This window comes from Flavobacterium inviolabile, from assembly GCF_013389455.1.
Taxonomy (GTDB): Bacteria; Bacteroidota; Bacteroidia; order Flavobacteriales; family Flavobacteriaceae; genus Flavobacterium; species Flavobacterium inviolabile.
This window is the reverse complement of record NZ_CP058278.1, coordinates 2,604,673-2,620,626: the sequence shown is the minus strand read 5'-3', so window position 1 is coordinate 2,620,626 and position 15,954 is coordinate 2,604,673. Positions and strand designations below refer to the sequence as shown.

Sequence of the window (15,954 nt, the reverse complement as noted above, 5' to 3'; positions counted from 1 at the left end):
TTTTTTACATGAGTATAGAAACTAAAATAGGACTATTGATCCCGCAATCCAAACAGTACAAAAAACTGGACAGGGATTTTATACGTGGTATCAAACTCAATAACCTGAATGCCAGATATTACGTTGAAAGTATTGGAATTGGTTCCGATGAAGAGTTAATAATAGACAAAATCCAGAAATTTTATTTTCAGGAAGGTATTAATATTATTATCGGATTTTTCGGCCATCACAATATGTCCAGGGTATACGAATATGCTTCCGATAATGATATATTACTGATTGCTTCCGACATTGGGGCTACGGTTCCGTATGCCATGAAAAAGCAAAAAGGTGTCTATATCAATTCATACGGACTAACCGAATCATGTTTCCTGCTCGGTAATCATTTTTCAGCACAGCAATATGATAAAATTGCTTCAGCTACCTCCTACTACGATTCCGGCTACGGAATGTTGTCGGCTATAGAAACATCATTAAGTAAAAACGATATTCTATTTTCCGGACATTACATTACACCTTTCTACCCAAGAGAAAACGAAGCCGAATGCATGCAGTTAACATTAGACCATTATAAACCTGAAGTCGTATTTGCATTCTATAGCGGTTTATATGCCGAAGAAAACGCTGCTTTTATCCGTGACAACAAAGTAACGGAGCAATACACGTTTTACACTACCCCTTTTGCTATAAACGATACGATTATAAACGAATACCAATCCAATGCATTCCCGTTATATGTAGTAGCCTCCTGGTTTGAGAATTATGCTCAAACTTCTGACTGTACTTTCAATACAGAATTTAAGGCACAATATGACGAGCCGGCAACCGTATTTGCTTTATTAGGCTACGAAAATGGTGCACTACTGGCACAACTACTGGAAACAGCCGAAGCAACCGATACACGCACTTTATTACGACATATAAGCACAGTAAAAACCGAAGGGCCACGAGGATCAATACAATTTGATCCCGGAACGAACCGTACAAAATTTGATCATCACATTTATAAACTGGAACGCAATTCGGATGATCAAGTGTTTTTTAACCGGGTGACTACACTGGTAAACGAAGGACACTTTATCGATGAAGTAACGGAACAGGATATGCCCCCAAAAATCGGTGGATGGCAAAATGCCTACTTATGTCATTAAAAATTTAACCTCAATTATTATTCACATGAAGCAGAGATTACTCGCAACCCTCGTATTCCTCTGTACATTTTTTGTACAGCAGAATACAAAAGCGCAAACCCTCGGACCGGGAGACATCGCCTTTATCGGCTATGATTTCGGTACCACAGACGGGTTTTCATTTATCGCCCTCAAGCCCCTTCCGGCCGGTGAAACTATTTACTTTACGGAACAGGGATGGACAACAACAGGTTGGGCCAACAATACAGAGACCCACTTACAATGGGTTATTCCTTCAACGGTACCCTGTGGAACAATCATTTCGATTGTAGAAACTTCAGCTGATAATTTTACCGTAACCGGTACATCAGGAGTTAGTATTGCTTTAAATGCCAACTTTAACTTATCGGGAGGAGACCAGATTCTGGCGTACCAAAGTACATCCGGAGTTCGACCAGCCAGCCCGATCTTTATTTCCGGTGTTCATGGTGACTACAACAGTACCAACTATGATCCCGTTACTACCTGGAATGTAGATACTACAGCTGGTACAGCCGAAAGTATTGTTCCGGCAGGACTTACGAACGGAGTAAACTGTATTTCACTTTTCCCGGCACCGGGACCGGAACTTGCCTACAGCAAGTATAACGGAACTTTAACCGGAACTGCGGCTGCTTTACGAGCAGCTATTAACAATACAGCAAACTGGACTAAAACCGGTACATTAACTTTAGGAATCTTACCGGCTAATTACCCGGCACCAAATGTAAACTGTACCGTTGTTGTAAACCCAACAGTAACAACAACTGCAGCAACCAATGTAGGTGCAGTAAGAGCTACTTTAGGTGGTAACGTAACTGCCGATGGTGGTGCTTCTGTTACCGAAAGAGGAGTTGTATGGGCTTTAGGAGCCAATCCAACGACATCAGACAACAAAGTAATTATCGGAAGCGGCACCGGAACCTTTAGTTCGGTTATTTCGTCATTACCATCTGCTACGACTATCCATTTCAGAGCGTATGCTATCAATTCATCAGGAACCGCTTATGGAAGTGATTTAACTTTTACAACGAACGCAGCTTTATCCGCGACAACTTCTTTTACTACAGTTTCCTGTAACGGAGGTTCAAACGGTACGGCTACCGTTACGGCATCAGGAGGTGTAACGCCTTATACGTATTCATGGGCTCCGTCTGGAGGTACAGCTGCATCAGCTACTGGTTTAGCTGTAGGTGTTTATACCTGTACGATTACGGATAACGAAGGAACCAGCATTACCAGATCTGCTACCATTACCCAACCATCTCTTTTAACAGCAACATCATCCAAAACAAATGTAAGCTGTAATGGTGGTTCTAATGGTGTCGCTACAGTAGTACCAACAGGAGGAGCTGCTCCATATACCTATTCATGGGCTCCGTCTGGAGGAACTGCAGCAACCGCTTCCGGTTTAGCAGTAGGAAATTATGTTTGTACTATTACCGATAACAACGGATGTACCATTACAAGAGGCTTTACAATTACTCAGCCAACCGCTATGTCTGTTACCACTTCCAGAACCGATTTATCGTGTAACGGAGGATCAAACGGTGTAGCAAGTGTTAATGTTACAGGTGGAGTGCCACCATATACTTATTCATGGGCGCCATCAGGAGGAACTGCAGCAACCGCTACCGGATTAGCAGCAGGAACTTACACATGTACGATCACGGATTCTAACAGCTGTACAGCTACCCGAACTTTTACGGTTTCTCAGCCAACAGCTATTACAATTACACCGTCACAGACGAATGTTGCCTGTAATGGCGGAAGCAATGGTACGGCTACAGCAACTGTATCCGGCGGTGTTCCGGGATATACCTATTCTTGGGCTCCAACAGGAGGTACAGCGGCAACAGCTACCGGTTTAGCGGCAGGTACCTATACTTGTACCGTAACCGATTTAAACAGCTGTACTAAGACTCAAACCTACACGATTACAGAACCGGCTACTTTCACAGCAACCACTTCTTTTACTACAGTTTCTTGTAATGGTGGTTCAAACGGTACAGCGACTGTAATTCCATCAGGAGGAACAGGACCTTATACATATTCATGGGCTCCGTCTGGAGGTACTGCAGCAACTGCTTCTGGTTTAGCCGTAGGTGTTTACACTTGTACGATTACAGATGCTAACGCTTGTTCTATTACAAGATCAGTTACCATTACACAACCAACAGCTTTAACTTCTACTGCATCGATGACTACTGTTGCTTGTAACGGTGGTTCAAACGGTGTAGCATCAGTTAACGTTTCTGGTGGTACAGCTCCTTACACCTATTCATGGGCTCCGTCTGGAGGTACTGCAGCAACTGCTTCTGGTTTAGCCGTAGGTGTTTATACTGTTACTGTTACCGATGCTAACGCCTGTACATTAACAAGATCATTTACAATTACACAACCGACAGCTTTAACAGCTTCTACTTCTTTTACTACTGTTTCTTGTAACGGTGGTTCAAACGGTACAGCTTCTGTTAACGTTTCCGGTGGTACTCCTGGATATACCTATTCATGGGCTCCAACAGGAGGTACAGCTGCAACTGCTACTGGTTTATCCGTAGGTGTTTATACTTGTACGATTACTGATGCAAATGCATGTACATTAACAAGAACATTCACAATTACACAACCTGCTGCTTTAACAGCTACTACTTCATTCACTACGGTTTCTTGTAACGGTGGTTCGAATGGTACGGCTACTGTAACCCCTTCAGGAGGAACAGGACCTTACACCTATTCATGGGCTCCGTCAGGAGGTAGTGCAGCAACTGCTACTGGTTTACCTGTAGGTGTTTATACTTGTACGATCACTGACGCAAATGCTTGTCAAATCACAAGATCAGTTACTATTACACAACCAACAGCTTTAACTTCTACTGCATCGATGACTACTGTTGCTTGTAACGGTGGTTCGAATGGTGTCGCTACGGTTAACGTTTCCGGTGGTACAGCTCCTTACACCTATTCATGGGCTCCGTCAGGAGGTACAGCGGCAACAGCTTCTGGTTTAGCAGCAGGTGTTTATACTGTTACTGTTACCGATGCTAATGCATGTACATTAACAAGATCATTCACAATCACACAACCAACAGCTTTAACCTCTACTGCATCGATGACTACTGTTGCCTGCAACGGTGGATCAAATGGTGTAGCTACGGTTAACGTTTCTGGTGGTACAGCTCCTTACACCTATTCATGGGCTCCGTCAGGAGGTACTGCAGCAACAGCTTCTGGTTTAGCGGCAGGTGTTTATACTGTTACTGTTACCGATGCTAATGCATGTACATTAACAAGAACATTTACAATCACACAACCAACAGCTTTAACAGCTACTACATCGATGACTACTGTTTCTTGTAACGGTGGATCAAACGGTACAGCTACTGTTAACGTTACTGGTGGTACTCCTGGATATACCTATTCATGGGCTCCATCTGGTGGTACAGCTGCAACTGCTACTGGTTTAGTGGCTGGTGTATATACTTGTACAATTACAGATGCTAATGCATGTCAGATCACAAGATCATTTACGATTACACAACCAGCTGCTTTAACAGCTACGACTTCATTCACTACAGTTTCTTGTAACGGTGGTTCGAATGGTACGGCTACTGTAACCCCTTCAGGAGGAACAGGACCTTACACCTATTCATGGGCTCCGTCTGGAGGTACTGCAGCAACAGCTACTGGTTTAGCCGTTGGTGTTTATACTGTTACTGTTACAGATGCTAACGCTTGTTCTATTACAAGATCAGTTACCATTACACAACCAACAGCTTTAACTTCTACTGCATCAATGACTACTGTTGCTTGTAATGGTGGATCTAATGGTGTAGCTTCTGTTAACGTTTCTGGTGGTACAGCTCCTTACACTTATTCATGGGCTCCGTCTGGAGGTACTGCAGCAACAGCTACTGGTTTAGCCGTTGGTGTTTATACTGTTACTGTTACCGATGCTAACGCCTGTACATTAACAAGATCATTTACAATTACACAACCAACAGCTTTAACAGCTACAACATCGATGACTACTGTTTCTTGTAACGGTGGTGCTAATGGTGTAGCTTCTGTTAACGTTTCCGGTGGTACTCCTGGATATACCTATTCATGGGCTCCGTCTGGTGGTACAGCTGCAACTGCAACTGGTTTAGCAGCTGGTGTATATACGTGTACAATTACAGATGCTAACGCCTGTACAATCACAAGAACATTTACAATTACACAACCTGCTGCTTTAACAGCTACAACATCCATGACTACTGTTGCTTGTAACGGTGGTACTAACGGGGTAGCTACTGTTAACGTTTCTGGTGGTACTCCTGGATATACCTATTCTTGGGCTCCATCTGGTGGAACTGCAGCAACTGCTACTGGTTTAGCAGCTGGTGTATATACTTGTACAATTACAGATGCTAACGCCTGTACAATTACAAGAACATTTACAATTACACAGCCTTCTGCTTTAACAGCTACTACATCGATGACTACAGTTTCTTGTAACGGTGGTACTAATGGTGTCGCTACTGTTAACGTTTCCGGTGGTACTCCTGGATATACCTATTCTTGGGCTCCAACTGGTGGAACTGCTGCAACTGCTTCTGGTTTAGCAGCTGGTGTATATACGTGTACAATTACAGATGCTAACGCCTGTACAATCACAAGAACATTTACAATTACACAACCTGCTGCTTTAGTCGCTACGGCTGCTGCACAGACAAACGTTTCTTGTAATGGTGGTACTAACGCTTCTGCTACTGTAGCAGTAACGGGTGGAACAGGTGCTTATACTTATGTTTGGGCTCCAACTGGTGGAACTGCTGCAACTGCAACAGGATTAACTGCCGGTACCTATACTGTAACTGCAACGGATGCTAACGGATGTACAGCAACACAATCATTCACAATTACACAACCTGCTGCTTTAGTCGCTACGGCTGCTGCTCAGACAAATGTTTCTTGTAATGGTGGTGCTAACGCTTCTGCTACTGTAGCAGTAACGGGTGGAACAGGTGCTTATACTTACGTTTGGGCTCCAACTGGTGGAACTGCTGCAACAGCAACAGGATTAACTGCCGGTACCTATACTGTAACTGCAACAGATGCTAACGGATGTACAGCAACACAATCATTCACAATTACACAACCTGCTGCTTTAGTCGCTACGGCTGCTGCGCAGACAAACGTTTCTTGTAATGGTGGTGCTAACGCTTCGGCTACTGTAGCTATAACAGGTGGAACAGGTGCTTATACTTATGTTTGGGCTCCAACTGGTGGAACTGCTGCAACTGCAACAGGATTAACTGCCGGTACCTATACTGTAACTGCAACAGATGCTAACGGATGTACAGCAACACAATCATTCACAATTACACAACCTGCTGCTTTAGTCGCTACGGCTGCTGCGCAGACAAACGTTTCTTGTAATGGTGGTGCTAACGCTTCGGCTACTGTAGCTATAACAGGCGGAACAGGTGCTTATACTTACGTTTGGGCTCCAACTGGCGGAACTGCTGCAACTGCAACAGGATTAACTGCCGGTACCTATACTGTAACTGCAACAGATGCTAATGGTTGTAGTACAACACAATCGTTCACAATTACTGAGCCTGCTGCTTTAGTAGCTTCAGCTTCAGCTCAAACGAATGTTGCTTGTAACGGTGGATCTAATGGTTCTGCTACTGTAGCAGTAACGGGTGGAACAGGTGCTTATACTTATGTTTGGGCTCCAACTGGTGGAACTGCTGCAACCGCTTCTGGTCTTGCTGCCGGTACCTATACCGTAACAGTTACAGATGCTAACGGATGTAGTGCAACACAATCGTTCACAATCACACAACCGGCTGCTGTTAACATTACTTCTCAACCGGGTAACAGTACTATTACTGTTGGTGGAAATGCAACTTTCACAGTTACGGCAACTAACGCAACTGTTTATCAGTGGCAAGTGAGTACTAACAATGGTGGTACCTGGAATGATATCAATAATGGTGGAACAAACCCTGTAGTTTCAGGAGCAACAACCAGTACCCTTACATTAACAAATGTACCGGTATCGTACAATGGATATCAGTTCAGAGCGAATGTGGCTAACGGTACTTGTACTGCAATTGCTACAACCGCTGGTGTATTAACGGTTAACAATCTTGTTATTCTTGCTGTTAATGACAATTTCACTACTACTCCTGTTTATGCTGGTTCTGGTGGTGTTGCTGGTGATGTTACGTTAAACGATACCTTAAACGGTCTTCCGGTTAACGATAACGACATAACCATCACATTAGTTAACAACGGTGGTTTAACCGGTGCTACAATCAATGCCAATGGTGAGATAAACGTACCTGTAGGAACTACTCCGGGAACGTATACAATGACTTACTCTATCTGTGAGGTTGCAAACAGTACTAACTGTAGTACTGCAACAGCAATTGTTTTAGTTGAGCCAGGAATGAGTGTTAAAGATTTCGGCACAATGCTGGTTAACATCTATCCTAACCCGGCTACTACTACAGTAACGATTAAATTGATGAACAACATTTCTAATGCAAGCGTGACTGTGTTCGATATGAACGGACGTCAGGTGTTGCGTCAGAATTTACACAACGAAGAGAGCAGCATTAATGTTGATCAATTCGAAGCGGGTGTTTACATCTTCAACATCGTAACCGATCAAGGTAAAACAACTAAGAGACTGATCAAAACAAACAAATAGTTCTGATCGAACTCAATAAAAAGAAAACATCCGCTATATGCGGATGTTTTTGTTTTTAGGGGAAGGTGGTTGGGGAAGCAAAGGGCAAAGAGCAAAGAGCAAAGAGCAAAAGGCAATAGATAATGAAGAATTAGGAATCAGGAATGAAGGATGAAGGATCAGGGATGAAGGATCAGGAATGAAGGATCAGGAATGAAGGATCAGGAATGATGGATCAGGAATGATGGATCAGGAATGATGGATCAGGAATGATGGATCAGGAATGATGGATCAGGAATGATGGATCAGGAATGATGGATCAGGAATGATGAATTAGGAATGATGAATTAGGAATGATGAATTAGGAATGATGAATTAGGAATGATGAATTAGGAATGGGCATAAAAAAAGCAACTCTTTCGAGTTGCTTTTTTTATGTTGTAATCAAAGTAAGAATTATTTCTGAGCGTTTACTTTCATACTTAATTCCATTGAAATAGCGGAACGCTCATATTTAAGTTTTCCGGCCATCGTTTCAATTACGATTGTATCCTCATAAAGTTCAGCGATTTTTCCATGCATACCGGATTTGGTAACAATCTTATCCCCTACTTTAATATCTTTTTCAAATTGTTTTTCTTTTTTCTGTCTTGTCTGTTGCGGTCTGATCATTAAGAAATAAACCACCACGAACATTAATATTATTGGTAAAAACTGACTTATTTGTCCCATATTTAAATTATTTAGCTTTTGGCGTTACTTCAGCCTTGATTGTAACTGTTTCAGTTCCTTTAGCTGTATTGGTTGTTAATGTAACTGTTTTTTGTTGTTGTCCCGGTTTTCCTGTAGAATCAAAAGTAACTTTCAACGGTACAGAAGCTCCCGGTTTGATTGGTTCTTTTGGCCATTCCGGTACCGTACATCCACAGCTTCCCTGTGCATTTACAATAATTAAATCGGCTTCTCCTTCATTGGTAACTGTAAATACAGTTTCCGCTTTATCTCCTTCGTTGATTGTTCCGAAATTGTGCTCTTCTTCGTTGAATTTAATTACAGGTAATTTCCCTGAAGCTTCGTTGTTTTTAGTGGCAAGCTCAACACTCGCATCATCAATTTTATCCGATGCATTTTCTTTTTTACAAGAAGTTGTTAGCACTAATGAAGCTATGGCTAACATTCCAAGAGTTTTGTTAATCATATTTGTTTTTTTACAATTTTACATTAAACCTCTGCCGGTTTTGATCAGTTTATTTTCTTTTTGATAATCTTTAACCAGATTATCTAAAATTCCGTTGATAAAAATACTACTTTTTGGAGTAGAATACTCTTTCGCAATTTCTAAATATTCGTTAATTGTTACTTTTACCGGAATAGACGGGAATTTTAAAAATTCACAAATCGCCATTTTAAGGATAATGGCATCAATCTCGGCAATACGTTCTGCATCCCAGTTAGGTGTCTTATCAATAAATTCTTTGGTTAACTCCGAATTGTTAAGGATCGTTTTGCGGAATAAGTTTCGAACAAACTCCTTGTCATCAATATCCTTATACAGCTTCGGTACAATAACAGCATCCGGATTGGTATCCTTAATTTGCTTTAACTGCTTCTGAATAGCGGTATTTACCAATGGAATATCATCCACCCATGTTAGTTTGTTATCTTCCAGATAATCGTATAACTTTTCATTCGGTGCAATTATTTCGGTAAAGATATCTTCTACAAACTGCTTGTCTTCCTCAAAATCATTCACATCATTGTGCATGTAGTCGGCATACAACTTACTGTTTTTGATGTCATCCAATAAAATAAGGATATAATCGTCGTTATTTTTCCAGTTGTTGATTTTTCTGTCTTCTAACGCAATGCTTAACGAATTGTTTTCGGAAAGGATTTCCAAAACGGCATTGCTGACAAATTTTTTATTGGGATTGCGTTCTTCCTTAGTGGCAAGGTGCTTTTTACTCGATTTATCGATGAAATCCTCTTCTGCTCTTTTGATTTCTACCAGAGAAGAAAGCATAATGAGGTATAAATCCTGAATATTTTCTATACTATAGAACAGGAATTTCTCCTCTTTTTCAAGATTATCTGAACTATTTTGATGCATGGCATATATTGACTGCATCACTTTCACACGAATATGTCTTCTGTTTAACATCCTGCTGTAAGAACTTTTAAAAATTAAAGAAGCGAAAGAAAAATTCTTTCGCTCCGCAAAATTATGAAATATATTATTTGAAAACTACTACTTCGTGTTTTCTTTTTTTCTTGCATCAATACGATTCTGCGCCATTCTCATAGCTGCCTGGTGCGTAGTAATGTTATTCTCTTTTGCATAATTGAAAATATCCAATGTAGTATTGAAGATATTTTCTGTTCTGCGCATAGCTTCCTCTTTACCATATCCGGCGATTTCTCCGTATACGTTAATGATTCCACCGGCATTGATTAAGAAATCCGGAGCATATAAAATACCTCTTTCCTGTAATCTTGCACCGTGAACGTTTTCAACAGCTAACTGGTTGTTTGCTGCTCCGGCAATTACTTTTGCCTGGATTTTTTCGATAGTATCGTCGTTGATTGTTGCCCCTAAAGCACAAGGAGCATAGATATCCACATCAGCACTGTACAAATCAGCACCGCTGAATACTTTAGCACCATATTTAGCACCAACTTCCTGTAAACGTCCTTCGTTAATATCTGTAATCTGTACCAAAGCACCTTCCTTAGTGATTAACTCTACTAAAGTTTCACCTACGTGTCCGATACCCTGTACTAAGATTTTTTTACCTTCTAAATTATCCGAACCAAACTGGTATTTAGCTGCCGCCTTCATTCCCATATAAACACCATAAGCTGTTACAGGAGAAGGATTACCGGAACCACCTCTTGATTCTGAAATACCCGTTACATAAGGTGTTACATCACGGATAAGATCCATATCAGCTGTAGTAGAACCTACATCTTCTGCAGTAATATACTTACCGCTTAATGAGTTTACAAACTGTCCGAATCTCGTGATCATCTCCGGAGTTTTATCCGTTTTTGAATCACCGATGATTACCGCTTTACCACCACCTAAATCTAATCCTGAAATTGCTGATTTGAAAGTCATTCCACGAGACAGACGCAAAACATCGTTTAATGCTTCCCATTCGTTAGTGTATTTCCAGATTCTTGTTCCTCCCAAAGCAGGTCCTAAAACTGTGTTATGAACACCAATTATTGCTTTTAAACCAGTATCTTTGTCGTGACAAAATACGATTTGCTCATGATTATCAAATGAAACTTGACCAAAAACCGGGTCAATTTTATGAAGCTCATTAGCAGTTGTAACTTCTGTTATCATGTTTTAAATTTTATTTTGAGGTTGAAATTTATTCAAAAATAGATTGCAAAATTACACTTATATTCAGAATAATTCAACATAAATCGGTATTTTTAATTATTCTTTAATAATTATTTTTAAAACCAACTTTTAAAATCACAATAAAAAACACAACATTTTAACACCAAAAAAATATATAAAGCAAAACAATTCGTTTAAAAATGAAAGAACTACAATATTTAAACAAATATTTCATCAAATATAAATACCGCTTTTTATTAGGAATCATAATTACAATTGTAGCCCAATTCTTTACACTCTATACCCCTAAACTGGTTGGCGATTCTATAAAGGCATTGGAAAACAGTAAATTAGACGCTTCCGTGGTGCGGAGCCTGCTGTTGGAAAACATCATTTTGATATTGACCACTACCCTGATCGCCGGTTTTTTAACCTTCCTGATGCGCCAGACCTTAATTGTAATGTCCCGTCATGTCGAATTTGATTTAAAGAATGAAGTATTCCAGCAATACGAACGCCTTTCGCAAAATTTCTATAAGAAAAACAGAACCGGTGATTTAATGAACCGTATCAGTGAAGACGTTGGAAAAGTGCGCCAGTATGTGGGGCCGGCCGTGATGTATTCCATCAATACCATTATCCGCTTTGCCGTTGTTACGGTACAAATGTATATTATCTCGCCAAAGCTTACCTTATATTCATTACTGCCATTGCCTTTCCTGGCCTACAGTATTTTTAAGATCAGCTCCGAGATCAACAAGCGCAGCACCTTATACCAGCAAAACCTGTCCCGGCTTTCCACCTTTACTCAGGAAATGTTTTCCGGAATACGGGTTATTAAAGCCTATTCCATTGAAAATGAAAAACAGGAAGACTTTATAAAACTATCGCAGGACAGTAAAAACAAAAACATGCAGCTGGCCAAAGTGAACGCACTTTTCGGTCCGTTAATGATACTGTTAATCGGTGCCAGTAACCTTGTTGTAATTTACGTTGGCGGTATGATGTATATTAACGGCAGCATTCCGGATATTGGCGTGATCGCACAGTTTATACTTTATATCAACATGCTTACCTGGCCGGTAGCCTCATTAGGGTGGGTATCCTCTATGGTTCAGGAAGCGGAAGCCTCTCAGAAGCGAATCAACGAATTCCTGAAAATTGAACCGGAAATCCAAAACACCGTACCGGAGAAAACCGAAATTGAAGGCGAAGTTGCTTTCGAAGACGTTACCTTTGTTTATGAAGACACAAACATCAAAGCCCTGAACAATGTTTCCTTCCGTATCAAAAAAGGCGAAACACTTGCCATATTAGGTAAAACCGGTTCCGGTAAATCAACAATACTCTCCTTAATAAGCAGACTGTATGATGTTAATGAAGGTGCCGTAAAAATTGACCATCGAAACATTGATACCTTAAATTTATTCGATGTCAGAAACAATATCGGCTTTGTACCACAGGATGCTTTCCTTTTCTCCGATTCGATCAAAAACAACATCAAATTCGGAAATGAAGAAGCAACCGACGAAGAAGTAATCGAAGCCGCTAAAAAGGCAGTCGTTCACAAAAACATCGTTAAATTCAAAAACCAGTACGATACCATATTGGGTGAAAGAGGTATCACACTTTCCGGCGGACAGAAGCAGCGGGTTTCCATTGCACGTGCCTTAATTAAAAACGCTCCGATACTACTTTTAGACGATTGCCTGTCGGCAGTGGATACCGAGACAGAAGAGGCAATTTTGAGCAATTTAATGGAATTCTGTAAAGATAAAACTACAATTATTGTCAGTCACAGGGTTTCTTCAGCCAAAAATGCCGACCAGATTATCATTCTTGACGACGGAAAAATAATCCAGCAAGGAACTCATAATCAATTAGTAAACCAGGAAGGCTATTATAAAGACTTATATTTTAAGCAACTTTCGGAAAAAGAATTACAATAAATGTTGGTTATTTTGGTTTTTTTTTAGATTTTTGAGTTCTACTTAACACAATTAATAATTGACAGAAGGATTATGAGAGAAAATGAAATGTTAGAAAAAGAAGAAATTTTTTCTAAAGTTTTACGAGCAGGAAGAAGAACGTATTTCTTCGATGTGAGAGCTACAAAAGCTGACGATTACTACATTACCATCACCGAAAGCAAGAAATTTACGGAAGATGATGGTTCATTCCATTTCAAAAAACACAAAATTTATTTATATAAAGAGGATTTTGTTGCTTTTAAAGAGATTTTAAATGAAATGACTTCTTATGTTTTAAACCATAAAGGAGAAGAAGTAATTTCTGAAAGACACCAAAAAGACTTTAAAAAAGAATATTTTTCAGAGAAAACAGAAGAAACGAAATCTTCCGGAAGCTTCACTGATATTGACTTTGATGATATTTAATATTGAATAGAACTATACACTATAAAAGCCTGAAAAATTAATATTTTCAGGCTTTTTTATTTTTAGCTGCTTCCCTTCCGCTCCACTCGATTTATTATTTTATTTTTGTTAAAGCCTAATCCATTAGTCCCGATACCTATGCCTAAAATTTTAATTATTGAAGACGATACAAGAGTAGCCGAACTGCTAAAAAGAGGCCTGGATGAAGAAGGCTATGAAACCCAGCTGGCCTATGACGGGGAAATGGGAAAAAAGCTTTCCTTATACAACACTTACGATCTTGTGATTACCGATATCGTATTGCCCAAGATCAGCGGACTGGATTTGTGCCAGTCGATTAAAAACAGTAATCCCGGCTTACCGATTATTATGCTGACGGCTTTGGGAACGACCGATGACAAGGTTGACGGTTTCGATGCCGGAGCCGATGACTACCTCGTCAAACCATTTGATTTCAGGGAATTAATGGCACGCATCCGGGTATTGCTGAAACGCAGTACAAACGCACCAAATTATACCGACAAATTCACTTACCAGGATCTGGAACTGGATTATAACACCAAAACCATTAAACGCTCCGGAAAAGAAATCAGCTTAACGCCAAAAGAGTTCAAGCTTCTGGAATACATGATGCAAAATGCCGAACGCGTACTGAGCCGGACCGAAATTGCCGAAAAAGTATGGAACACCCATTTTGATACCGGAACCAATTTTATCGATGTTTACATCAATTACCTCCGCAAAAAGATTGACAAGGATTTCGACAACAAACTGATCCATACAAAATCCGGTATGGGATTTATTCTGAAACTGGAAAGCAACGACTAAATGACAATTACAAACAGACTCAGCCTATTATTTACCTTTCTGACGGCTTCCATCGTGTTGGTCTTTGCAGTCATTATCTACCTGTCCGGCGAAAAAAGCAGGGAGAGAGCCTTCTATAAAAGCCTGAACAAAGAAGCCATCACAAAAGCCAACCTGTTTTTCAAGGCTAAAATTGACACCCAGACCCTGCAGGCGATTTACACCAATAACCGTTCGATAATCAACGAAGTTGAAGTTGCCATTTATGACGATTCCTTTAACTTATTATACCATGATGATGTGGATATTGATATCGTAAAAGAAAATAAAAAAATGCTGCATTCCGTTTTGAAAAAAAAGGAAATCCGTTTCTATCTCGACAAATGGCAGGCTATCGGTTTAAAATACGAATATCAAAACAAGAACTATATTATCATGGCGGCGGCCTATGACCAGAACGGTTACCACAGTTCCGATTCCATTAAACGCACCATCCTTATTTTATTCTTCTCCTCCATCCTGTTTATCTACATCATGGGGCGCATCTTTTCCAAAAAAGCCTTATCGCCGGTGAGCAATATTGTAGCCAACGTAAAGGTGATCTCGGCAACCAATCTGGATTTAAGAGTACAAATACCCAATAGCAAAGACGAAATTGCTGAGCTAGCAACCACTTTTAACGAAATGCTGAACCGCCTGGAAAAATCATTTGAAGCACAAAAAGATTTTGTTTCCAATATTTCACACGAACTGCGCACGCCATTAACAGCCATGCTAACCGAACTGCAACTATCAGTGAGCAATATGCGCACCAACGAAGAATATCAAAAATCCATTACAAACGCGATAAATGATGCGCAAAAACTGGTCCGGTTATCCAACAGTCTGCTGGATCTTGCCAAAGCCAATTATGACCAGGCAGAAATCGGACTGAAAGAAATTCGCCTCGATGAAGTCTTACTGGATGCGCGGAACGATGTGATGCACAACCAGCCGGAATTTAAAGTAAACCTTATTTTTGAAAAGGAAATTGAAGACGACGATTTTATATCCGTAAAAGGCAATGAATACCTGCTGAAAGTTGCCTTTATGAATCTGATTGAAAACGGCTGTAAATTTTCGGAAGAAAAGGAAAGCACTGTAGCGATAACCTATTTTAAAACAAAAACGATAATCCGTTTTCAGGACAACGGTATCGGGATCAATAACGAAGATCTGCCGAATATCTTCACTCCTTTTTTCAGAGGTGATAACAAGAATTTTGCCGGAGGAAACGGGATCGGCCTGTCCCTGACCCAAAAGATAATTGCCTTGCATAACGGTAGTATTTCCGTAGTGTCCGAACCCGGCCAGGGAACCACCTTTACAATCGAATTACCCCATATTTAAGCAATTCTATACAGTAAAACAAAACCAACCCTTCCGCAAAGTACACGATCGAAATGAAAGAAAGCAAAGCTTTTACAGGTGAGATTGTTATTGAAAAAAGGAATTTATGGACCCGTTTTAAATCTTTATTTAAAAAACAGCCCTGATAAGCCA

The 15,954-nt window shown here is 40.3% G+C and carries 10 protein-coding genes and 1 pseudogene; 7 read left to right on the top strand and 4 right to left on the bottom strand.

All coding sequences use genetic code 11. The annotated features are described in order from the left end of the window. The first annotated feature begins 8 nt into the window (after positions 1-8). From HW120_RS11655 to HW120_RS17850, 3 genes and pseudogenes are all read left to right on the top strand, one after another. The gene (locus HW120_RS11655) at positions 9-1,151 is read left to right on the top strand and encodes an ABC transporter substrate-binding protein (RefSeq protein ID WP_177734279.1); all 1,143 of its coding nucleotides are present in this window, start codon (positions 9-11) and stop codon (positions 1,149-1,151) included. Continuing rightward, positions 1,132-6,882 (top strand): annotated as a pseudogene (locus tag HW120_RS11650) (beta strand repeat-containing protein); the annotation flags it as partial. The gene HW120_RS11655 and the pseudogene HW120_RS11650, both read left to right, overlap by 20 nt. 654 nt (positions 6,883-7,536) lie before the next feature. Further along, complete coding sequence (locus tag HW120_RS17850) at positions 7,537-7,878, top strand: T9SS type A sorting domain-containing protein (RefSeq protein ID WP_394353045.1); 342 nt, start codon at positions 7,537-7,539, stop codon at positions 7,876-7,878. A 435-nt stretch (positions 7,879-8,313) separates the two neighbouring features. Here HW120_RS17850 and yajC read toward each other — a convergent pair whose 3' ends face one another. From yajC to HW120_RS11630, 4 genes are all read right to left on the bottom strand, one after another. After that, the gene (gene yajC, locus HW120_RS11645) at positions 8,314-8,589 is read right to left on the bottom strand and encodes a preprotein translocase subunit YajC (RefSeq protein ID WP_177734277.1); all 276 of its coding nucleotides are present in this window, start codon (positions 8,587-8,589) and stop codon (positions 8,314-8,316) included. Between the two features lie 7 nt (positions 8,590-8,596). Beyond that, the gene (locus HW120_RS11640) at positions 8,597-9,055 is read right to left on the bottom strand and encodes a DUF1573 domain-containing protein (RefSeq protein ID WP_177734276.1); all 459 of its coding nucleotides are present in this window, start codon (positions 9,053-9,055) and stop codon (positions 8,597-8,599) included. Between the two features lie 18 nt (positions 9,056-9,073). Next, the gene (nusB, locus tag HW120_RS11635) at positions 9,074-10,018 is read right to left on the bottom strand and encodes a transcription antitermination factor NusB (protein ID WP_177734275.1); all 945 of its coding nucleotides are present in this window, start codon (positions 10,016-10,018) and stop codon (positions 9,074-9,076) included. A gap of 87 nt (positions 10,019-10,105) precedes the next feature. Further along, positions 10,106-11,209 carry a Glu/Leu/Phe/Val dehydrogenase dimerization domain-containing protein gene (locus HW120_RS11630; RefSeq protein WP_177734274.1) on the bottom strand — a complete coding sequence of 368 codons (1,104 nt, stop codon included), beginning with the start codon at positions 11,207-11,209 and terminating at the stop codon, positions 10,106-10,108. Positions 11,210-11,409: 200 nt separating this feature from the next. On the opposite strand from HW120_RS11630, the gene HW120_RS11625 reads away from it, so the two are divergent. From HW120_RS11625 to HW120_RS11610, 4 genes are all read left to right on the top strand, one after another. Continuing rightward, a complete protein-coding gene (locus tag HW120_RS11625; protein WP_177734273.1) occupies positions 11,410-13,158 on the top strand; it encodes an ABC transporter ATP-binding protein in 1,749 nt (582 codons plus the stop codon). 72 nt (positions 13,159-13,230) lie between these two features. Next, complete coding sequence (locus tag HW120_RS11620; protein WP_177734272.1) at positions 13,231-13,605, top strand: PUR family DNA/RNA-binding protein; 375 nt, start codon at positions 13,231-13,233, stop codon at positions 13,603-13,605. Between the two features lie 138 nt (positions 13,606-13,743). Further along, positions 13,744-14,433 carry a response regulator transcription factor gene (locus HW120_RS11615; RefSeq protein ID WP_177734271.1) on the top strand — a complete coding sequence of 230 codons (690 nt, stop codon included), beginning with the start codon at positions 13,744-13,746 and terminating at the stop codon, positions 14,431-14,433. Continuing rightward, positions 14,434-15,801, top strand: a complete 1,368-nt coding sequence (locus HW120_RS11610) for a sensor histidine kinase (protein WP_177734270.1) — start codon at positions 14,434-14,436, stop codon at positions 15,799-15,801. The last annotated feature ends 153 nt before the right edge of the window (positions 15,802-15,954 follow it).